Raw genomic sequence first — 20,633 nt, forward strand, 5'->3', positions numbered from 1 at the left:
TACAATATAACCCCTTTTTTTAACTTGAAATAACCTTTCAGGCTGCAACAAATAAGCGCAGCCTGAAAAATAATAAACAGAATTTTATGAAACCGTTTTCGTTGTCCAAATACCCACGCATGTCCTCCAAACAAACCACGTTAATTGAAAAAATCCTAGACCGTAATCTGCTCAAAAATGGCGACACTTACGATAAAACCTTCGTGTGGCTGCTGCTGTGTTTGCTGTGTTTTGGTTTGGTGATGGTGTATTCCGCTTCAGGCGCACAGGCTGGGTTGTATCGTTTTGATAACCGTTCGGCGTTTTTGATTAAGCAACTGGAATACGCGCTGTTTGGCTTGTCGATGGCTTATGTGCTGATGCGCGTGCCAATGTGGCGGTGGCAAAGGTGGACAAAATATCTGCTGATTGGGATTTTGCTGGTGCTGGTGGTGCTGCCGTTTGTGGGCGAAGAAGTGAACGGGGCGCGGCGGTGGCTGAATACGCCGTTGGGTGTGAAAGTGCAGCCCAGCGAAATGTTCAAGCTGATTACCATTATTTATATGGCGGATTTTTTCAAGCGCAAAGTGGACGTGTTGCACGACTTTAACCGCGTGTTAATGGTGGGGATTCCGATTGCGGTGGGCGCAGGTTTTGTGCTGCTGACGCGCGACTTGGGTTCGGTGATGGTGATTTTGGGGATTTTCCTGTGCTTGCTGTTTTTGGCGAATATGCCGATTCGTTGGTTTTTGGGTGCAGTTTCCGTGTCGCTGGCAACGGTGGTGCTGGTGATTGTGTCGTCTGAGTTCCGTATGCGCCGTATTAGCGTGATGTGGCAGCCGTGGAAAGACCCAACGGGAACGGGTTATCAAGGCTTGGGTTCATTGCTGTCTATGGAGCGCGGCGGCTTGTTTGGCGAAGGTTTGGGCAATGCGATTTTCAAACGCGGTTTCTTGCCCGAAGCGCATACCGACTTTATTTTGGCTGTGATCGGCGAAGAATTGGGCTTAATTACGGTGGCGGCGTTGGTGTTTGTGTATGTTTGGATTATTTGGCGCGCGTTTTCTATCGGCAAACAAGCACGTGATTTGGAATTGCATTTCAACTCGTTTATTGCGGTTGGGATTGGCGTTTGGGTGGCGGCGCAAAGTTTCATCAATATTGGTGTGAACATTAGCTTGCTGCCAAACAAAGGTTTGACTTTGCCACTGGTGTCTTATGGTGGTTCATCGTTGGTGATTATGCTGATTGCGTTTACCATGCTGCTGCGCGTGGATTATGAAAATCGCCGCAAAATGCGCGGCTATTGTGTGGCAGACCCACGCGATAAGCGAAAACAAAGAGAGATTGAAGACTATGAGTAAAACATTTTTATTGATGGCAGGCGGTACGGGCGGACACATTTTCCCTGCGTTGGCAGTGGCTGAATCTTTGCGCGCGCAAGGGCATGAAGTGGTTTGGCTCGGTAGCGTGGGCAGCATGGAAGAGCGACTTGTGCCGCAGCACAATATCCTGTTGGAACTGATTGCGATGAAAGGTGTGCGCGGTAAAGGCTTGTTGCGTAAATTGACCTTGCCATTTATGTTGTTCAAATGCGTTCAGGCTGCGAAAGAGATTATCCGCAAGCACAATATCAGTGCGGTGATTGGCTTTGGTGGTTTTGTTACGTTCCCTGGCGGTATGGCAGCGAAAATGTTGGGCTTGCCGATTTTTGTGCATGAGCAAAACGCGGTGGCTGGCATGGCAAACAAACGCTTGGCAAAATGGGCGGCGCGTGTAATGTATGCGTTCCCAAAAGCGTTTCCGCAATATCCTGACGGTTTGGTGGGCAACCCTGTTCGCGCTGAAATCACGGCTTTGCCTATACCTGAAGCACGTTTTGCAGAGCGTTCAGGCAGCCTGAAAATTTCTGTGGTGGGTGGCAGTTTGGGCGCGCAAGTGTTGAACCAAATTGTGCCTGAAGCATTGGCTTTGCTGCCTGAAAACCAACGCCCGCAAGTGATGCACCAATCGGGGCGCGGCAATTTGCAAGCGCTTCAGGCTGCGTATCAAGCGACTGGTGTGCAAGCGGAATGCGTGGAATTTGTGCATGATATGACGGCGGTTTATCGTGAAAGCGATTTGCTGATTTGCCGTGCTGGCGCGCTGACGATTGCGGAATTGACGGTGGCTGGCGTGGGCGCATTGCTTGTGCCATTCCCACACGCGGTGGACGACCATCAAACGGCAAATGCGCGTTATATAGTGTCGGCGGAAGCAGGTTTATTGCTGCCGCAATCGCAACTGGACGCGAATAAATTGGCGCAAATCATTGGCGGGTTGACGCGTGAAAAATGCTTGGTTTGGGCGCAAAACGCACGAACTTTGGCAATGCCGCATAGCGCAGATAATGTGGCGAAAATTGTATTAGAAACGGTTAAGTAAGTATTTTCAGGCAGCCTGAAAAGTGGTTTTCAGGCTGCCTGAGTTATAGTTGATTAAAATACAAATAAGACAAGGCGACAACGTGCGCCGTGTGCGCATAGCACATAAGGGCGTTGGCAACGCAGTATCATTGCAATTTTAATCAACTATGTGTAATAAGGAACATAAAGATGAATACACTTCCCATGCTCGCTTCGGTGGACTTAGGCTCAAATAGTTTTCGTCTGCAAATCTGTCAAAACAATAATAATCAACCACAAATAATTGAAAACATTAAACAAATGGTGCGCCTAGCCAGTGGTTTAGATGAAAACAAAATGCTAGATGAACAGGCGCAACAACGCGCTTTGGAATGCTTGGCGCAGTTTGGTGAGCGCTTGCGCGGTTTTGCACCTGAAAACGTGCGCGCGGTGGCGACTAACACGTTCCGCGTGGCAAAAAATATCCATGAATTTTTGCCAAAAGCAGAAGCAGCGTTGGGTTTCCCGATTGAAGTGATTGCAGGGCGTGAAGAAGCGCGTTTGATTTACACAGGCGTGATTCACACGTTCCCATCTAATGGGCAGAAGTTGCTGGTGATTGATATTGGCGGCAGCTCAACGGAATTTATTTTGGGCAGCACGTTGCAGCCGACTCACACAGAAAGTCTGCCGTTGGGCTGCGTCACGTATTCCATGCGTTTTTTTGAAGACAAAATCACGGCGAAAAATTTTCAGGCTGCGATTAACGTGGCGCGTAGCGAAATTCAGCGCATCAGCAAGGCGTATAAAGCGCAAGGCTGGGACGTGGCTTTGGGGACTTCGGGTTCTGCGAAAGCGATTGCCAATGTGATTGAAGGCGAAAACATGGGTGGACGCATTACGTTGGACGCGATGCGCGTGTTGTCGCACAAATTGATTGAAGCTGGGTCGGCAAAAAAAGCGAAATTGGAAGGACTGAAACCTGACCGCGTGGAAGTGTTTGTTGGCGGTTTGGCGGTGATGATGGCGGCGTTTGAAGAACTGGATATTTCGGGCATGGCGTTCAACGAAGCAGCTTTGCGTGATGGCGTGTTCTTTGAAATGGTGGGGCGCAGTTTAACGGAAGATTTGCGTGAAGAAACGGTGTTGCAATTCCAAGAGCGTTATCACGTCAGCAAAAATCAGGCTGCGCGCGTGGCGCATGTGGCGGCGCAATTTTTGAAAAGTTTGGCGCAAACGGCAACGGTGCAAGAGTTGGCGTATTGGTCAAACTATGTGCGTTGGGCGGCGGCGTTGCATGAAATTGGGATTGATATTGCACACACGGCGTATCACAAACACAGCGCGTATATTTTGGCGCAAGCGGATATGCCAGGGTTTTCGCGCTCTGAGCAAGAATTGTTGTCGCTGCTGGCATTGGGGCAGCGCGGCGATTTGAAGAAAATGGCAGATAGCATGGGCGAACAAGCTATGCGTTGGCATGCGGTGCTGGCTTTGCGTTTGGCGGTGCTGTTTTGCCGTTCACGTTTGCCGATTGAACTGCCTGTTCACACGCTGCTGCAATACCATGCGAACGATAAACATTATTCGCTGCGAATTAACCACGATTGGTTGAAGCACAATCCTTTAACTAAAGCGGCGTTGAAAGAAGAGCGTTCGCAATGGGACAAAATCGGGCGCATGTTTGAAATTGTGGGGCAATAATGCGGTTGATGAATCGTTTTGTTTACCGCCATTTCACGCGCAAGTGGAATAAGTTTTACACGCCCACGGCAACCTTGCCTGCGCATACGGTGGATTGCCCCGAATGCGGTTTGCGGACGGAAATTCCCAAGCTGCGACAGGGGCAAGAAGCGTCTTGTCCGCGCTGCCATCATCATTTGGTACGCATTGAGCCTGAGCCTTATCCGATTGTTTTAGCATGTGCGATGGGCGCGCTGATATTGATGGGATTTGTGTACAGTTTACCGTTTATCACGGTTCACATGACAGGCATGTTTACACAGCTTACCTTGCCGAAAATGCTCTATGAATTGCTGTTGGCAGACTGGGGTTTTTTGGGGCTGACGATGTTTGCGCTAACATTTGGTGCGCCCGTGATTTTTCTGCTGCTGAGTATTTATGTTTACAGTGGCTTGCTACGTGAAAAACGCCAACCGTATATGCTCACAGCGATGCGTATGATTACGCGGTTGCGGCAGTGGATTATGGTGGACGTGTTTTTCATTTCCATGCTGGTGGCGAACATTAAAATTCAGGCTGTGGCATCGATTTCGTTTGGTTATGCGTTTTGGTTAATGCCATTTTTGGCGATTTTGCTGCTGCGAACATCGGTGGGTATGCCCACGCATTGGATGTATTACCAAGTCCACAAATATCACAATAATCAAACTTTGTTTCAGGCTGCCGATGATACGATTTGCTGCACGCGTTGCCTGTATTTTCGTCCGCGCAGCGAAACAGCTTGTGGCGTGTGCGATTCAGAATTGTTTGACCGCCGTCCACACAGCCTGAAAATTTCGTTTCAGCTTTTGCTGGCGGCGATGATTTTGTATCTGCCTGCCAACTTTCTGCCGATTATGATTTCGCAAAACCCTATGGAGCAAGGAATCAGCACGATTATGAGCGGCATTGTTTACATGTGGAACGATGGCGATAAATTCATTGCGGCGATTATTTTCAGCGCGAGTATTGCCGTGCCAACGCTGAAAATTGTGTCCATGCTGGTGTTGCTGTTTAGTGCGCGTTTCAGGCTGCTTTTGCCGATTGAAAAACTCTCGGTGCAATATCGTTTAACGGAAGCAGTAGGGCGCTGGTCGATGATTGATATTTTTGTGATTATTATCATGATGACGACGTTCCACACAAATATCGCGCGTGTTACGCCTGGTCCTGCCGCGATTTATTTTTGTTTGGTGGTGATTTTGACGATGCTGTCGGCGTATTTTTTTGATGTGCGATTGTTGTGGGATAAAGCGCAGTTTGAGAAACATAATGACAAATAACAAAAAGCAGCCTGAAAAATAATTTCAGGCTGCTTTTTTATAATTTGCACACTCTTTGACTTTCATCAAGTAACCAATCTTTACATAAAATTCACAGTATTGTTACCATATAACAAAATTTAACGACAAACAAAGTAGGAGCAAAACCATGAAGAGAACTATTCACATCGCCGTTCTAGGTGCATTATCAGCTTTCGTCTACGCAGAGCCGACAATTGAAACCCAAAAACTCGAGCCTATCATCGTAACCGCCGCGCCACAGAAAAAAGCAGGCGTAGTGCAATTCAACACCAAAACCGCCATTCAACCCTTGCCCGCCAGTGACGGCGCAGGCTTGCTGAAATCCGTTTCCAACATGAGCATTATCCGAAAAGGCGGTAGCTCAGGCGACCCACTGTTTCGCGGCTTAGGCGGTTCACGCTTAGCCATTCAAGCAGATGAACAATTTATTTATGGCGGTTGCGGCGGACGCATGGACCCACCCACCGCCTACATTTTCCCCACCATTTACGACAAAGTCATCGTAACCAAAGGACCACAAACCGTAACACAAGGCATGGGTTTGGTAACAGGCTCCGTGCGCTTTGTCCGCAAAAATCCCCAGTTTACCGACAAAAAAACCAACTTCAACGCCGCCTACACCCTCGGCAGCTTTGGTCGGCATGACCTAATGGCAGATGGCAGCGTAGGTAACGATTTGGGCTATGCACGATTCAGCGCAACCTACAACAAATCCGATGACTACAAAGACGGCGACGGCAACCGAGTCCATTCTGCCTTTGAACGCAACAGCCAAATGCTGCAACTCGGCATCACGCCCACTACTAACACCGACATCGCCTCTACCTACGAGCGCAGCCGAGGCGAAGCCGCATACGCCGACCGCATGATGGACGGCAGCAAATTCGACCGCGATGCGTGGAACATTCGCGCCACCCAACGCAACCTAACCGACTGGTGGACAGAAACCGAATTACGTTACGGGCGCAGCGAAGTAGACCACGTGATGGACAATTTCAGCCTGCGTTCAGCCACTATGGATAAACGATTAGGCAACCCAAAACGCGAAACCGATACCGCCCACTTCAAAAATACCTTTGATTTTGGCAACATCAATCTTCAGGCTGGTATCGATTACATGCGCGACAAACACAGCGCACGCAGAGGCGTCAATTACAAAGAAAAAGCCTACGAACCCAGCCAAAACTTCAAACAATGGGGCGGATTTGCCGAAGCCAACTGGCAACGTACTGACACACAAAATTTAATCGCAGGCTATCGCCACGACCAAGTAATCGCCGTTTACGATTACCCCGAATACAAAACTGACGAAGAATTCAGCCTGTTGCGTGAACAAAAATACAAACTGGATTCAGGTTTCATTCGTCTAGAACAAAAAGTAGGCAAAACAAAATATTACGCAGGCATCGGCATTGCCGAACGATCGCCCGATTTTTGGGAACGCGAAGCCGCCGACACCTTAAAACCTGAACGCAATAATCAAATCGACGTGGGCGCGATTTGGAAAAGCGAAAAACTAGAAGGCTCAATCTCGTTATTTGGCAGCAAAATCAACGATTTCATCTTAAAAGGCAAAAACCGAACCCGAAACATTGATGCCACTCGATACGGCGGCGAAGCTGAACTCACTTATCGCTTCTTACCCGACTGGAACGTCAGCAGCAGTCTTGCCTATACCCACGGCAAAAACAAAACCGACAACAAATCCCTAGCGCAAACCCCACCGCTAGAATGGAAAACCAGCCTGAATTGGGATAACGGCAAATACAGCGCAGGCGCATTGTGGCGCGTCGTTGCTAAGCAAAACCGCTATCACACAGGTTATGGCAACATCGCCAGCTTAGACATCGGCGAATCCGCAGGTTTTGGCGTGTTATCGCTGAACGCAGGTTGGCGCGTGAACAAACAAATGACCGTTCAAGCAGGCGTGGATAACGTATTCAACAAAACCTATTCCGAATTCGTGAGCAAAGGCGGACACCCAAGCGCAGGTTTACGCACCACGCGCGTAAACGAACCCGCACGGCAAGTTTGGCTAAGATTGCAAGCGCAGTTCTAATAGTTAATGCCCTTATCTTTGTAATACTGCGTTGCTACCGTCTTTATGTACTATTCGTACACAGCGGGCGTTGTTGCCTTGTCTTAAAAAATAATTGCATCAACTATAAAAGCAGCCTGAAAACTTATTTTCAGGCTGCTTTTTTTATATTTCCGCCAAAGCCGCACGCAAATCATCAAGCCCTAAACTCTTTGTGGACGACACGCGCACCGCCACCACATCGCTCAGATTATTTTTCAGGCAGCCTGAAAGCTGTTCATTTTCAGGCAGCAAATCAATCTTGTTATACACCAAAATCTGCGGCAATTTATCCGCCTTAATTTCCGCCAACACATCATTCACGTTCTGAATTTTGCGTTCAAACTCAGGGTCGCTCGCATCCACCACGTGCAGCAACACATCAGCCAACGCCGTTTCTTCCAGCGTCGCCGAAAATGCTGAAACCAATTTATGTGGTAAATCCTGCACAAAACCCACTGTGTCCGTCAAAATCACCGTCTTTTTAGGGTTCAGATACAAACGCCGCGCCGTTGTGTCTAAAGTCGCAAAAAGTTGGTCTCTCGCCAACACATCAGCTTTGGTCAAACGATTAAACAGCGTGGATTTGCCCGCATTTGTGTAACCCACAATCGCAAACGTTTTCAGGCTGCCTGAAAGACGCGATTTGCGGCGCGTTTCGCGTTGTTTCTTCACATTCGCCAACTGCTTTTTCAGCGCCGTGATTTTCGTTTGAATCAAACGGCGGTCGGTTTCCAACTGCGTTTCGCCTGGCCCTTTCAAACCAATGCCGCCTTTTTGACTTTGCAAATGCCCATAACCGCGCACTAATCGGCTCGATAAATGACTCAACTGCGCCAATTCTACTTGCAACTTGCCTTCTTGCGATTGCGCTCGTTGCGCGAAAATCGCCAAAATCAAACCCACGCGGTCTAAAACACGGCATTGCAAGGCTTTTTCTAAATTACGCTCTTGCGTGGGCGATAATTCATGATTAAAAACAACCAGTTCAATATTATGGTGCTGCACCAAATCTGCCAATTCTTCCGCTTTGCCTGTGCCAACAAACAACGCCGTGTGCGCTTTGTCGCGTTTTGCGGTTTCGCTGCACACCAAATCGCCGCCCGTGGCGCGTACCAATTCCGCGGCTTCGGCACAGGCAGCCTGAAACGCGCGTTCACGGGTTTCGTTCGCGCCTGTGTAGCTATCGGACAACATCACGGAAACGAGCATAATGCGCTCGGCGTGTTCTAGGGTTTTGTTGGTGGCAAATCTTGTCATTCTTGTTTACTTTCAGAATGGTAGGGTGTGCAACTGGTTGCGCACCATTTTTGTTTATCGGGTTAAAAATGGAGGGTAACAAGTTACCCACCCTACGGTTTAGTTGGTTAAAATGAAAATGAGATAAGGCGACAACGCCCGACGTGTACGAATAGTACATGAGGGCGTTGGCAACGCAGTATCATTGAAATTTTAGCCAACTATTTTCAGGCTGCGTTTTGTTGCAACTTGGTCCAGTTATAAAAACCATACGAAGAATTGAGCAAATACGCGCCGTACATCAAATACATCGCTGAATTTTCCGCCCACAAAATAATCGACAGAATATTCAGTGCAATCCACAGCAGCCATTGTTCACGATAATGCAAAATAATCAAAAGCTGTTCCGCAACGGTAATCATCGTCGTCATGCTGTCCAAGCCAGTGGAACTGCCGCCTGCCGCGCGTAAGGCTTGCACAAACACAAACGTACTAACCGCCAGTGTAACCAGCAAAATCCCCCAGCCTTTCGCGCTGAGTTTTTTCGCTTTCACCACATCACTACCGCCGTCTTTCTGCATATTTTCTTTCCATACAAAATAGCCGATGAATTGGGACGGCAGGTAAACGTAAAGCACTGTATTCATTTCGCCGCCAAAAACGCTGTCAGCCACAAAATAATTCAAACGGTTTCCAGCCACTGCATAAATCGTCTTTCAACCATTTTACAGATTGCGAAAAGTTTATTTTATTTCTCTGGAAATGGGGCAAAATTACCTAACAGAATTTTACATAAAAACGCAGCCTGAAAGTGAAAAATCTTTCAGGCTGCGTTCATATTATTTGCGTTGCAACACGGCGGCGAAGAAACCGTCTGTGTTGTGTTCGGCGGTGTTCATTCTCAAAAATTCGCCCGTATCCAAATCAATCTTTTGCGCTGCCAACAATTCCGCGCAATTTACCAATTCAAAATCCGAATTATTTTTCAAAAATTCAGCCACTTGCATTTCATTTTCTTCAGGCAAAATACTGCACGTTGCGTACACCAAACGTCCGCCCGATTTCACTAATTGCGAGGCAGCCTGAAAAATACTTTGCTGCTGCTTCAACAAATTCGCCAGTGTTTCAGGTGATTGGCGATATTTCAAATCGGGATTACGGCGCAACGTCCCCAAGCCCGAACATGGCGCATCGACCAACACGCGGTCAGCTTTGCCATTCAATCGTGCAATGCGTGGGTCGTGTTCATTGCTGATTTTTTCGGGGTGGATATTGGTCAAGCCTGCGCGTGTCATGCGCGGTTTCAGGTTGGCAAGGCGTTTTTCGGCGATATCGAATGCGTAAATGCGCCCTTTATTTGCCATTTGTGCGCCGATTGCCAGCGTTTTGCCGCCTGCGCCTGCACAAAAATCCACCACCATTTCGCCACGTTTCGCGCCCACGAGTTGCGCTAATAATTGGCTGCCTTCATCTTGCACTTCAATTGTGCCGTCCAAAAATAATGGGTGCTTGTTCAGCGCAGGTTTATTGGGGAAACGAATGCCGTTTGGTGCGAATGGCGTGGCGATGGCGTTTGGGAATTCGGTTTGCAGTTGCGCCAAAATTTTGTCGCGTTTGCCGTTGAGCGTATTCACGCGCACGTCTAGCGGCGCAGGTTGTGTCACGCTGCGCCCGAACGCTAAAATTTCTTCGTCTGACCAATGCGTTTTCAGCACGTCAATCAGCCATTCGGGCAATTCGGTTGCAGTATTCAGGCTGCCTAAAAATTCAGCTTTTCGCGCTTTCAGGCTGCTTAAAAATTCTTTTTTGCCGTCTTCTTCGTTCAATAATTCTTCGATTTGAGAAATGTTCACGCTACGTCCCAAAACGAGCGCGGCTAATGCGGCTTTTCGCGCTTGGACGTGTGGGCGGCGAATGGCGGCGGCGATTTTTTGGTAATGGCGAATGGCGGCGAATGCGGTTTCCGCAATTTCGTGGCGGTCGGCGCGTCCAAGTTTGCGGTTGTTACGTAAATAATTAGATAAAACCACATCGGCTGGGTCGTTGAATGTCAGAATTTTGGCGAGAACGGCAGCGGTGTGGTTGAGTTGGGTTTGATTCATGGTGATTTCTGAAAATGGGTAAAAGGGTGTATTTTAACTGGTTTTTAGGGTTTTCAGGCTGCGTTTTGTTTTGGTTAAAAAAGAAAACACCTGAAATGGTAAAATTTCAGGTGTTTTTGGGATTTGGTGGAGGCTGGCTCGGCTGCTTTGAGTCGCTTGGGGCAAGAAAAAGCGGTAGATAATTTATTGGGAGATGCTGGCGATGAAGACAAGGAACGTGAATATATGCCTGAATATCAGCAAGGCTATACTTCGTTTGGTACGCCGAAGTTAATTCGCATGCCGTGGAATGATGACGGTAAACCTGTCTTCTTGGATATTTATCGCTTCTTGCCTTTGGGCGATTTTGCGGATACGGGCAACAGAATGGGGGGCTTGAACTTGCCCAACTGGCTTGTGCCGAATGGTCCTGCGATTAACCATATGGCGGCATTGATGTTTAATAAAGATACGTTTAGCGGCGAAGAGTTGGTTAAGGATTATATGAGTGATAGTGAAAAGGCGGCGATTCGGGCGAAATGGGTGGCTGCACAATGGTTGCCTGCAAGCGTGGGTGTGCCATTTTCGTATCACACAAATAATGTTTTAGACGGCTTGAAAAACCAATTTGAAGGCACGGCTTTGTCGGACGCTTTAGAAAAAATGGGTTACACGGGCAAAACGTATCGCGGTGAAGATAAGGACTTGAACCGTGCGCTTTTGGGTGCGGTGGGCGTGAAGCTGCGTGGCGATAGTGCAGATAAACTGCAAGGTTCGTATGAGCGTAAGGTAGGCTATGAAATCCGTGAAATTAAATCGGATATGGCGCATATTCGTAAGGACAATAGTTTGTCTGTGCCTGCGAAAGCGGCGAAGTTGAAAGAACGTCAGGCGCGTATTGCGGAATTGACAAAGCAGATGATTGAACATCGCAAAAATATTCAGGCTGCCTGAAGTGTTGTTTAAGAAAAACCATACCTTTTTTGGGTATGGTTTTTTTGTTTGGTGTGTAAGGTTTTCTTTTTACTTGTGCTTTCTTGATAATGGGTTTTGTACGCGAGAGCGGTTTTTTGATGAAAGGGAATGTGTGGACCCGAATGATTTTGTGGCGCAGTTGGGTGGGGAATTAAGCCCTGCAAATGCGGTAAGTTTGCTGGATATGATGAACGGTGCGGAAATAACTGAATTACTTGATGATATGAATGCGCCTGAAGAAACAGCAGATGAACAAGCGGCTGAATCTGTAACAGAAGAAACGACGCAAGTTGAATCTAAAAAGCAGCCTGAAACGCCTCCTGTGATTGATGAAAATCAGGCGTTGCGTGATGAAGTGGCAGCGTTGAAAGCGCAAATGGCGCAGTGGCAACAGGCGCAAGCACAGCCGAAAGTGGAAACTGAACCGCCGTCTGTGGCGGATAAGTTGCCTGAAGCGGCAGCAAATTTGGCAGCGGAAAGTGGTTTGTCTGAAGAAGAATTGGCGGCGTTGTTTGGCGATTTTTCGGAAAAGGAATTGGCTACAGGGATTCAGAAACTGATTGACTTGAAGGTGGAAACCCGTGTGATGAAATCGGTTGATGAACGCTTTAAGTCGGTTGATGAGCGTTTGAATCAGGCGTTATCGCCTTTGCAACAGCGCGAACAGGAAACGGCAGAGAAAGAACACTTTGCGGCGATTTTGGCGGCACACCCTGACGCGGACAAAATTGCGGCTGGCAATGAATTGTCTAACTGGGTGCAAGCGCAGCCTAGTTTTATGCGTGTGGCGATTGAGCAAGTGCTGAAACAAGGCACGGCGCAAGAAGTGATTGATGTGCTGACGAGCTTTAAACAGGCTACGGCAAAACCTGAAATCACGCAGCCTGAAACGGCGAAAGCGGAAAGTGCTGCGGCTGATAAAGGTAAGGCGAATGTGCCAAATACGTTGTCTGATATTCCTGCTGGGCGAACGCAAGCTGTTTCGGGTAATGAAGCGTTGGCGGCTTTACCTCCTGCGCAGTTGGTGGAAAGGTTGTCAAATATGACGCCTGGACAAGTTGATATTTTTTTAAACAGCCTATAGGAGTGTGATACATGGCTAAAACAAACGCCACTTATGGCAATAAAGATAATATGACAGTACAAGCGGCTGGCTTGTTTACGATGCACATGCAGCGTAACAGTACATTGAACCGCTTAGCAGGTAAAATGCCACAAGGGACAAGTGGTGCAGAAGCAACATTGCGTCTGCAAACTACGGCACACATGCCAATTGTGCGCTGTCAGGACTTGGGCAAAGGCTTGGGCGATGAAGTGAAGTTTAACTTGTTGCAACCTGTGAGCATGATTCCGATTATGGGTTCTCAAGTGGCAGAGTTGGAAGTGGAGCGTGTGCGTTTGCAGTCTTCGTTACGACAAAGTTACCGTGTGCAAAATCAGGTGGATTCTGCGGTGGCTTCGTTGGTGGTGGCGCAAGCAGATAACCGTGAACAGTTGGGGAAGTCTATGAAAAAATGGAAGCGATTGCTGCAAGTGATGTGTATCAGCGTGATTGCCTTAACGCTGACGGCTTGCGCGAACTTAACGCATTCATCAAAAAGCGTTGATTTCAGGCTGCCTGAAATGCCGTTGAATGTGTCGCGTGAATGTGAGTCGTTGAATGAGTTGGCTGATACGCGTGGGGAGACGGTTATTTTTTGGGCGGTGGATACGGTGGGCAAATATAAAGACTGTGCGGAAAAGCAGCGTGCGGCGGTGCAAATGTATCAGTCGGTTAAACAGGTTTTGGAAAATGGGAAGGAATGAGTATGGCTGAAATGCTGAAAGAAACGGCTGCGGAAGTGGTCGCACGTGTGGTAAAAGAGGATTTGCACGTTGACGATGTAGGCTTTGATTTGATTGCACGGCTGGAAGGTAAACGTAATCACGCTTATTTGGATAGCGTGAAAATTCCCACAATCGGCATTGGTTTGACACGCTATACTTTGGGTGAACGTGCTGGGCAAGCGGTGAAAATGGGGGATTTTTTGAGTGATGATGAAATCCGTTCGGAATTTGCTAATCAAGTTTTGACGTATGAAAACGGTGTCAAAAACGCCGTGAAAGTAGTACTAACACAATCGCAATTAAACGCGTGTGTGAGTTTGTGCTACAACATTGGTGTTGGCGCGTTTGCGAAGTCAAGCATTTGCCGCTTGCTCAATCAGCAAAAATATCAGGCAGCATGCAAGGCGTTTGCGTTGTATAACAAGGCTGGTGGGCGTGTAATTCAAGGATTGGCTAATCGCCGCGCAATGGAAATGAAGGAATTTTTTAGAAATGGGTGATTAAACGTAGCCTGAAAATGTTTTTGTGGCATTTTCAGGCTACGTTTTGTTGTGTGATAAATGATTTTGCAACGGCAATAAAAATCTCGTAATATTGTCATCAACTCTTTTTTAATTTTCCATAAAAATCATTATAGCGGTATTTTTTACGGTATCTATTAAAACAATGATTTGGAATAATGTTTAAAAATAATAAGTTAAATCTTATTTTTATATTTCGCATGAAAGTTTGCATGGATAGTCAAGAAACATCTCAGCCTGAAACGGCGAAAGCGTCTAAAAAACATCGCACGGTTGTGATTTGGTTGCGCGTGATTGCGCTGCTGTTTGTCGCGCTGTTCTTTATGAGCCAGTGCGGCATGAGCAAGCCAAAGGCGAAAGCGGCAATTGTGGAAAGCTGTATCAAAAACGTGCCGTTTGCAGATAAATGGCAACAGGATTTGGCCAAACGCAGCCTGAAAGATACGGACGGTAAACTGGTCGCGCAGTATTGTGTCTGCATGTGGGACGAGCCGTTGCAGAAATTGTCTGCGCAACAGATTCAGTCGTTTGCGAAAATTTCGCCGCAAGAGCAATTGAATTTATTGGGTGGTGAACAGGCGTTTACGCAGCGCGATACGCAATGCGTGGCGAAATTGAGTCAGTAATTTTCAGGCTGCCTGAAAACACGAAACGGAAATCATATGTTATCAACTGAAAATACTTTGGTTTTAGTGGTGGATATTCAAGAACGATTGTTGCCAGCGTTGCACCAAGGTAGCGAATTTGTGGCAGCGTGTCGCCGCATGATTACGGGCGCGAATATTTTGGGTTTGCCGCTTGTGATTACGGAGCAATATCCCAAAGGTTTAGGCACGACCGTGCCTGATATTGCGCTGATTACGAAAGATGTGCCTGTGTTTGCCAAAACGCAGTTCTCTGCGTGGACGGAAGAGGTGCAAGCGATTGTCTGCAAAAAGCAGCCTGAAAATGTGATTTTGATTGGTTGCGAAATCCATATTTGCATGCTGCAAACGGTGTTGGATATGCGCGCTGCTAGGCTGAACGTGTTTGTGCCGCAAGAATGTGCGACTTCTCGCACGGCGGAAAATAAGGTGAATGGCTTGCAGCAAATTCAAGCGGCTGGCGCGACGGTCAGCAATATTGAAAGTTTGTTGTTTATGTTGCTGAAAGATGCAAAACATCCGCATTTCAAAGAAATTTCAAAACTGATTCAGTAACCCTTCAAAAGCAGCCTGAAAACTTTTTCAGGCTGCTTTTTTGTTTTTCAGGCAGCCTGAAACCATTTCTGCTAAAATTCGCCTTTTGCTTATTTATTGTAAAGGAAACAAGATGATTGAATTTGCACACGCGGCAGGCGAAGCGGCTCAGCAACCTGCGGCTTGGATGAATTTCATGCCGATGATTTTGATTTTTGCGGTGATGTATTTCATGATGATTCGTCCGCAACAAAAGCGTGAAAAAGAACGTCAGGTCATGATTAGCAGCCTGAAAAAAGGCGACCGCGTTTTGCTGATGTCAGGCTTTTATGGTCGTGTCGTGAAAACAGGTGAAACCATTTTCACAATCGAATTGGCAAAAGGTTTGAACGTGGAAGTGGAACGCAACGCGATTGCGGCTAAAGCTGAAGCGGCTGCGGAACACAGCGCAGAGTAATTTTTTTATTTTTTTAAACTAAAAGGTTTACCATGAACCGTTATCCCCTTTGGAAAAACCTGCTGATTTTATTCACGATTGTGCTGGCGATGATTTACACGCTGCCCAATCTATACGGCGTAACTCCAGCAATCCAAATTTCTACTAACCGTCAATCATTGGCAATCAATGAAGAAACGGAAAAACGCGTTGCCGAAGCGTTGCAAAAAGCCAATATTCAACACGACGGCATGTTTATTTCAGGCAGCAGCCTGAAAGTGCGCGTATCAGATGCCAACAAAATTTCTGCGCGAGACGTGATTGATAGCACCTTGGGCGAGGGCTACATTGTGGCGCAAAACCAAATTTCTAATAGTCCACAATGGTTAGAAAAAATGGGCGCACAGCCAATGTTCTTGGGTTTGGACTTGCGCGGCGGCGTTCACTTCACGATGCAAGTGGACATGAAAGCAGCGTTGGACAAAACATTAGACCGCTACGCTGGCGATGCGCGTCGTCAGTTACGCAGCCTGAAAATTCGTTCTGGTGAAATCAAGAAAAACGGCAGCAGCTTAGTCATTCCATTCCAAGACGCGAGCGATTTGCAAAAAGCCTATCCTGAATTGCAAAAAATCATGGAAGGCGCAACGCTGACGGCTGAGGGCAATAATGTAACCATTACCTTGCCTGATGCACTGATGCAACAAATTCGCACCGATGCAGTGAAACAAAATATCAATACGCTGCACAATCGTGTGAACGAATTGGGTACATCAGAACCCGTCATTCAACAAGCGGGCGCAGACCGTATTGTGGTGCAATTACCAGGGATGACGGACACCGCTAAAGCGAAAGACATTATTGGTCGTACTGCCACTTTGGAAGTGCGCATGGTCAGCACAGACCCAGCGTTGATGAACCAAGCCAATAACGGCAATGTGCCAGACGGTTACGAATTGTTGAAAGACAATAACGGTGGTCGCTATCTGGTCAGCAAACAAGTGGAGCTGACTGGCGATAACATCAACGCGGCGCAAGCGGGTTTTGAACCGCAAACCAATCGCCCAAGTGTAAACTTATCGTTGGATGGTACAGGTTCTACCATTTTCGCGGATTTGACGGCAGCCAATAAAGGCAAAATCATGGCGATGATTCTGATTGACCAAGGTAAATCAGAAGTGGTAACCGCGCCGCGCATTAACGAGCCAATCACAGGCGGTCGCGTACAAATTACAGGCATGCAAAGTGCAGCAGAAGCCAATGACGTGGCGTTGCTGTTGCGTGCAGGTTCGTTGGCTGCGCCGATGCAAATTGTGGAAGAGCGCACAATTGGTCCATCTTTGGGCGCGGAAAACATCACCAAAGGTATCAATTCAACCGTTTGGGGTTTTGGTACGGTAGCGATTTTCATGATTTTCTACTATCGCTTGTTTGGTATTTTCTCAACGATTGCTTTGGCAGCTAATTTGTTGTTCTTGTTCTCGATTTTATCTGCACTGCAAGCCACGCTGACTCTTCCCGGTATTGCCGCAATGGCATTAACGCTGGGTATGGCGATTGACTCGAACGTGTTGATTAACGAGCGTATTCGCGATGAATTGCGCGAAGGCAAGAAAGCGCAAGTGGCGATTAAAGAGGGTTACGACCATGCGTGGGATACCATTTTGGACTCGAACTTAACGTCATTGATTGCTGGTATTGCTTTGCTGATTTTTGGTTCAGGCCCTGTGAAAGGTTTTGCGATTGTGCATTGCTTGGGTATCATCACTTCCATTTATTCATCAGTGGTGGTTTCTCGTGCCATGGTGAACTTGTGGTATGGTAATCGCCGTAAACTCAAACACTTGTCTATCGGTATCAAAGTGCCAGCCGTTTTGGACGCACCTGAAACATCGGTTGCAGTAAAGGAGTAAAACATGGAACTATTTCATTTTAAACGCGATATTCCATTCATGAGCTATGGTAAGCTCACAACATTTATCTCGTTGGTAACATTTATTTTGGCGGTGTTCTTCCTGTTTACACGCGGACTGAATTTGTCTGTAGAGTTTACAGGCGGCACGCTGATGGAAGTGGAATACAACCAACAAGGTGCGGATTTGAACCAAGTGCGCCACAATTTGGACAGCCTGAAAATGGGCGAAATCCAAGTGCAAGCATTGGGTACGAATAAGCACATTATGATTCGTTTGCCGAACAGCAAAACCTTGTCTTCAGCGCAGCTGTCTAACCAAGTGTTGGACGTGCTGAAGAAAGAACGCCCTGATGTATCGCTGCGCCAAGTGGAATATATTGGTCCTGCGGTGGGCGATGAATTGGTAAGCAATGGTTTAACTGCGCTGGGTATGGTGGTAGTTGGGATTATCATTTACGTGGCGATGCGCTTTGAATGGCGTTTTGCGGTTTCCGCGATTATTGCGAATATGCACGATATTGTGATTATTTTGGGCTGTTTCGCCTTTTTCCGCTGGGAATTTTCGCTGACAGTGTTGGCAGGCGTGTTGGCGGTGTTGGGTTATTCCGTGAACGAATCAGTGGTGGTTTTTGACCGTATTCGTGAAAACTTCCAAAAAGGCTCAATGCGTAACCATAGTGTGCCTGAAGTGATTGACAATGCGATTACTGCCACAATGGGTCGTACCGTGATTACGCACGGTTCAACTGAAGCGATGGTGATTTCTATGCTGGTGTTTGGTGGTGCGGCATTGCACGGCTTTGCCACTGCGCTGACGATTGGTATCGTGTTTGGTATTTATTCTTCGGTGTTGGTAGCCAGTCCGTTGTTGTTGATGTTTGGATTGAACCGCAGCAATGTGGTAAAACAGAAAGTAGAGAAAGAAGAATTGGTTGTTTAATTGCAGCCTGAAAACTTTTTTCTTGGTAGGGACAGGATTTATCCCTAGACCTGACAACTTCTTTTGTAGGGTGTGTGAACTTGTTCACGCACCACTTTTAAAATTGGTTAAAAATTTTCAAAATTTGGTGCGTGCATACTGCACACACCCTACAAATGAAGTTGTTTAAAGTATTAAAAATTACCAAATTTTAGGACTTGTCAGGTCTGGGGTTTATCCCTGTCCTTTTTTACGTTTCAGAAAATTAAAGATTGGATAAGGATAAACCTTGCCCCTATCAATAAAAAGCAGCCTGAAAGTTTTCAGGCTGCTTTTTGTTTATGAGCTTTGTGTTTCTTTTTCCATTTGGGCTTTACGCGTATCGCAAGGTGTTTCGCAATCGCACATTTTTTTCATGCCTAATGCAGAAATGCCGCCGCAACTGCCTTTAATGGTTTCTTTGCGGAATATATAGCCCAAAGCCATACCCAAAATCACAACCAGAAAAAAGCCCATAGTAATCAAAACTAATTTCAACATTTTTAGTCCTTTCATTAATTAATTAGAGATTTAAATGCCGATGACATTCTAGTCTCAAAACCATCTTCTGTCTTAATAATCAGGAAAATAGCCAAATTTTGTTGTTCTGCCAAGCGTAGTGCTTCTTTTTCACCCAAAACATATAAGCCTGTTGCCAAGCCGTCCGCCGTCATCGTGGTATCGGCAACCACGCTGATAGACGCGAGATTGTGGCTGATTGGTTGCTCCGTTTTCGGGTTGATGATGTGCGACAAGCGATTGCCTTTGTCGTCCATGTGGAAATTGCGGTAATCGCCTGAAGTAGCAAGGGCTTTGTTGTGTAGTGACACAACCACTTGGCTATTTTGATTTTGCGCGATATTGGGTTGTTCAATCCCGACGCGCCATGTTTCGCCTTGCAGGTTTTTGCCTTTGCCGCGCAATTCGCCGCCAATTTCTACCAGATAATTTTCAACGTGATGTTGTTCAAAATAGTCGGCTAATTTGTCCACGCCAAAACCTTTGGCAATCGCGGATAGGTCTAAATATACGCCGTCTATGGTTTTGCCTAGTTGGGCTTTTTTGCCACTTTCAGGCTGCTTGAAAATGAGTTTGTCTAGGCCAACTAAATTGCGTGCGGCGTTGAGTTGCTCTTGCGTGGGGGCTTGGCGAATGGTTTTGTCTGGCCCGAAGCCCCATAAATTAACGAACGGCCCAACGGTTACGTCCAGCGCGCCTTCGGTTACTTTGTTCAAGCGAATGGACTCGGCGACTACGGCGGCGAAATCATCGGCAATCGGCATTTCACCTTGGCTGGCTTTGCGCTGGTTGAATTGGCTGATTTCCGAGTTGTTTTGGTAGGTGGACATTTGGCGATTGACTTCTTTGAGTAAGCTGTCCAGTTCTTGCTGCACTTGTGCGCTGTTAGGCAGTTTGTTGTTTTGGGGAACGATGTATTTGACGGTGTAGGTCGTCCCCATGGTTTTGCCGCTTAGAGTCGCCATTTCGTTTTTTTGCTCGGAGTGGCAGGCGGTTAAAACGGCTGCGCTAAACAAAAAGGGTAGGATTTTTTTGAGTATCATGTTGTTTTACCGTGTGAACTAAGTTGGGAGCTTGAAGAATGATTTTCAGGCTGCGTTAGATTGGAAATTATACGGTTTTGTTGTTGCTGATGCGATTATTTTCGCCGTTATCATGAATCATTTTGCTTGGTGATAGGCGGCGGATTTTGTTGTTTTCAATCACGTTACCGTTGGCAAAATCTTTGTCGCTTTGACCGCTACCGAAGTTGTAGTCTGCGTCTAGTGAGCAATAGCTGCGGTTGCCATCTCGTGCGCCCAACCAGATTGATGGCAACTTGCCGCGATAAATGCGGTAGAAAAATTCATTGTTGCTAATGGTGTTGCCTGTGAAGGTGTTGTGGCCGCTTTCTGCGTCTAAATACACGCCTACGCTGGTGCTTCTGCCTGTGATTCGGCTATTGCTAACGGTAACGGGGTTAATCTCTGTCCTTTTTCACGTTTCAGAAAAATTAAAATTTTCAGCAAGTTAAAATTA

The 20,633-nt window shown here is 47.0% G+C and carries 20 protein-coding genes; 14 read left to right on the forward strand and 6 right to left on the reverse strand.

Features of this window, described 5'->3' with window-relative positions; genetic code table 11:
- The first annotated feature begins 86 nt into the window (after positions 1–86).
- The 5 genes from ftsW (at position 87) to QEO93_RS00440 (ending at position 7,448) form a co-directional block, all read left to right on the forward strand.
- Positions 87–1,343, forward strand: a complete 1,257-nt coding sequence (gene ftsW, locus QEO93_RS00420) for a putative lipid II flippase FtsW (protein ID WP_052368838.1) — start codon at positions 87–89, stop codon at positions 1,341–1,343.
- Positions 1,336–2,403 carry an undecaprenyldiphospho-muramoylpentapeptide beta-N-acetylglucosaminyltransferase gene (gene murG / locus QEO93_RS00425; RefSeq protein ID WP_032137900.1) on the forward strand — a complete coding sequence of 356 codons (1,068 nt, stop codon included), beginning with the start codon at positions 1,336–1,338 and terminating at the stop codon, positions 2,401–2,403. Before ftsW ends, murG begins: the two co-directional genes overlap by 8 nt.
- 170 nt (positions 2,404–2,573) lie before the next feature.
- On the forward strand, positions 2,574–4,067 hold the full coding sequence (gene ppx / locus QEO93_RS00430; protein WP_032137899.1) for an exopolyphosphatase: 1,494 nt from the start codon (positions 2,574–2,576) through the stop codon (positions 4,065–4,067).
- Positions 4,068–4,075: 8 nt separating this feature from the next.
- Entirely contained in the window at positions 4,076–5,368 is a 1,293-nt protein-coding gene (locus tag QEO93_RS00435; protein ID WP_245190683.1) for a paraquat-inducible protein A, read from the forward strand.
- A gap of 148 nt (positions 5,369–5,516) precedes the next feature.
- A complete protein-coding gene (locus QEO93_RS00440) occupies positions 5,517–7,448 on the forward strand; it encodes a TonB-dependent copper receptor (RefSeq protein WP_032137897.1) in 1,932 nt (643 codons plus the stop codon).
- Positions 7,449–7,592: 144 nt separating this feature from the next.
- On the opposite strand, the gene hflX is transcribed toward QEO93_RS00440, so the two are convergent.
- The 3 genes from hflX to QEO93_RS00455 all read right to left on the reverse strand — a co-directional run bounded on the left by hflX (position 7,593) and on the right by QEO93_RS00455 (position 10,807).
- The gene (gene hflX, locus QEO93_RS00445; RefSeq protein ID WP_085815464.1) at positions 7,593–8,726 is read right to left on the reverse strand and encodes a GTPase HflX; all 1,134 of its coding nucleotides are present in this window, start codon (positions 8,724–8,726) and stop codon (positions 7,593–7,595) included.
- A gap of 206 nt (positions 8,727–8,932) precedes the next feature.
- Positions 8,933–9,352, reverse strand: coding sequence for a nicotinamide riboside transporter PnuC (pnuC, locus tag QEO93_RS00450; RefSeq protein WP_081907039.1), 420 nt, complete (start codon positions 9,350–9,352; stop codon positions 8,933–8,935).
- Positions 9,353–9,544: 192 nt separating this feature from the next.
- The gene (locus tag QEO93_RS00455) at positions 9,545–10,807 is read right to left on the reverse strand and encodes an RsmB/NOP family class I SAM-dependent RNA methyltransferase (RefSeq protein WP_032137895.1); all 1,263 of its coding nucleotides are present in this window, start codon (positions 10,805–10,807) and stop codon (positions 9,545–9,547) included.
- Between the two features lie 126 nt (positions 10,808–10,933).
- Between QEO93_RS00455 and QEO93_RS00460 the strand changes: the two genes are divergently transcribed.
- The 9 genes from QEO93_RS00460 to secF all read left to right on the forward strand — a co-directional run bounded on the left by QEO93_RS00460 (position 10,934) and on the right by secF (position 18,578).
- A complete protein-coding gene (locus QEO93_RS00460) occupies positions 10,934–11,740 on the forward strand; it encodes a hypothetical protein (RefSeq protein ID WP_143445727.1) in 807 nt (268 codons plus the stop codon).
- A gap of 133 nt (positions 11,741–11,873) precedes the next feature.
- A complete protein-coding gene (locus QEO93_RS00465; protein WP_085815467.1) occupies positions 11,874–12,845 on the forward strand; it encodes a hypothetical protein in 972 nt (323 codons plus the stop codon).
- An 11-nt stretch (positions 12,846–12,856) separates the two neighbouring features.
- On the forward strand, positions 12,857–13,567 hold the full coding sequence (locus tag QEO93_RS00470) for a phage capsid family protein (protein WP_085815468.1): 711 nt from the start codon (positions 12,857–12,859) through the stop codon (positions 13,565–13,567).
- Between the two features lie 2 nt (positions 13,568–13,569).
- Positions 13,570–14,088 (forward strand): lysozyme, encoded by a 519-nt coding sequence (locus QEO93_RS00475; RefSeq protein ID WP_245832162.1) that lies wholly within the window; start codon positions 13,570–13,572, stop codon positions 14,086–14,088.
- A 233-nt stretch (positions 14,089–14,321) separates the two neighbouring features.
- On the forward strand, positions 14,322–14,735 hold the full coding sequence (locus QEO93_RS00480) for a hypothetical protein (protein ID WP_245190660.1): 414 nt from the start codon (positions 14,322–14,324) through the stop codon (positions 14,733–14,735).
- Between the two features lie 36 nt (positions 14,736–14,771).
- Positions 14,772–15,308: an isochorismatase family protein gene (locus tag QEO93_RS00485; RefSeq protein WP_085815469.1), complete on the forward strand. Its 537-nt coding sequence runs from the start codon at positions 14,772–14,774 to the stop codon at positions 15,306–15,308.
- 112 nt (positions 15,309–15,420) lie between these two features.
- Positions 15,421–15,744 carry a preprotein translocase subunit YajC gene (gene yajC / locus QEO93_RS00490; RefSeq protein ID WP_032137584.1) on the forward strand — a complete coding sequence of 108 codons (324 nt, stop codon included), beginning with the start codon at positions 15,421–15,423 and terminating at the stop codon, positions 15,742–15,744.
- Between the two features lie 32 nt (positions 15,745–15,776).
- A complete protein-coding gene (secD, locus tag QEO93_RS00495; RefSeq protein WP_032137535.1) occupies positions 15,777–17,636 on the forward strand; it encodes a protein translocase subunit SecD in 1,860 nt (619 codons plus the stop codon).
- A gap of 3 nt (positions 17,637–17,639) precedes the next feature.
- Positions 17,640–18,578 (forward strand): protein translocase subunit SecF, encoded by a 939-nt coding sequence (gene secF / locus QEO93_RS00500; protein WP_032137536.1) that lies wholly within the window; start codon positions 17,640–17,642, stop codon positions 18,576–18,578.
- 318 nt (positions 18,579–18,896) lie between these two features.
- Here secF and nqrM read toward each other — a convergent pair whose 3' ends face one another.
- The 3 genes from nqrM to QEO93_RS00515 all read right to left on the reverse strand — a co-directional run bounded on the left by nqrM (position 18,897) and on the right by QEO93_RS00515 (position 20,522).
- Complete coding sequence (gene nqrM / locus QEO93_RS00505; protein WP_032137585.1) at positions 18,897–19,094, reverse strand: (Na+)-NQR maturation NqrM; 198 nt, start codon at positions 19,092–19,094, stop codon at positions 18,897–18,899.
- Between the two features lie 17 nt (positions 19,095–19,111).
- Positions 19,112–20,158 carry an FAD:protein FMN transferase gene (locus QEO93_RS00510; RefSeq protein WP_032137537.1) on the reverse strand — a complete coding sequence of 349 codons (1,047 nt, stop codon included), beginning with the start codon at positions 20,156–20,158 and terminating at the stop codon, positions 19,112–19,114.
- A gap of 67 nt (positions 20,159–20,225) precedes the next feature.
- Positions 20,226–20,522 (reverse strand): hypothetical protein, encoded by a 297-nt coding sequence (locus tag QEO93_RS00515; protein WP_032137538.1) that lies wholly within the window; start codon positions 20,520–20,522, stop codon positions 20,226–20,228.
- Between the last annotated feature and the right edge of the window lie 111 nt (positions 20,523–20,633).

Origin of the sequence: Kingella negevensis (assembly GCF_030177895.1) — a bacterium.
Taxonomy (GTDB): Bacteria; Pseudomonadota; Gammaproteobacteria; order Burkholderiales; family Neisseriaceae; genus Kingella_C; species Kingella_C negevensis.

Excerpts from the sequence above, each read along its gene's own strand:
- QEO93_RS00455 (WP_032137895.1), bottom strand. The coding sequence starts at position 10,807 with ATGAATCAAACCCAACTCAACCACACCGCTGCCGTTCTCGCCAAAATT.
- ftsW (WP_052368838.1), top strand. The coding sequence starts at position 87 with ATGAAACCGTTTTCGTTGTCCAAATACCCACGCATGTCCTCCAAACAA.
- QEO93_RS00440 (WP_032137897.1), top strand. The coding sequence starts at position 5,517 with ATGAAGAGAACTATTCACATCGCCGTTCTAGGTGCATTATCAGCTTTC.
- hflX (WP_085815464.1), bottom strand. The coding sequence starts at position 8,726 with ATGACAAGATTTGCCACCAACAAAACCCTAGAACACGCCGAGCGCATT.
- QEO93_RS00475 (WP_245832162.1), top strand. The coding sequence starts at position 13,570 with ATGGCTGAAATGCTGAAAGAAACGGCTGCGGAAGTGGTCGCACGTGTG.
- secF (WP_032137536.1), top strand. The coding sequence starts at position 17,640 with ATGGAACTATTTCATTTTAAACGCGATATTCCATTCATGAGCTATGGT.
- QEO93_RS00510 (WP_032137537.1), bottom strand. The coding sequence starts at position 20,158 with ATGATACTCAAAAAAATCCTACCCTTTTTGTTTAGCGCAGCCGTTTTA.
- QEO93_RS00480 (WP_245190660.1), top strand. The coding sequence starts at position 14,322 with ATGGATAGTCAAGAAACATCTCAGCCTGAAACGGCGAAAGCGTCTAAA.
- secD (WP_032137535.1), top strand. The coding sequence starts at position 15,777 with ATGAACCGTTATCCCCTTTGGAAAAACCTGCTGATTTTATTCACGATT.
- murG (WP_032137900.1), top strand. The coding sequence starts at position 1,336 with ATGAGTAAAACATTTTTATTGATGGCAGGCGGTACGGGCGGACACATT.
- pnuC (WP_081907039.1), bottom strand. The coding sequence starts at position 9,352 with ATGAATACAGTGCTTTACGTTTACCTGCCGTCCCAATTCATCGGCTAT.
- QEO93_RS00470 (WP_085815468.1), top strand. The coding sequence starts at position 12,857 with ATGGCTAAAACAAACGCCACTTATGGCAATAAAGATAATATGACAGTA.
- yajC (WP_032137584.1), top strand. The coding sequence starts at position 15,421 with ATGATTGAATTTGCACACGCGGCAGGCGAAGCGGCTCAGCAACCTGCG.
- ppx (WP_032137899.1), top strand. The coding sequence starts at position 2,574 with ATGAATACACTTCCCATGCTCGCTTCGGTGGACTTAGGCTCAAATAGT.
- QEO93_RS00485 (WP_085815469.1), top strand. The coding sequence starts at position 14,772 with ATGTTATCAACTGAAAATACTTTGGTTTTAGTGGTGGATATTCAAGAA.
- QEO93_RS00435 (WP_245190683.1), top strand. The coding sequence starts at position 4,076 with ATGAATCGTTTTGTTTACCGCCATTTCACGCGCAAGTGGAATAAGTTT.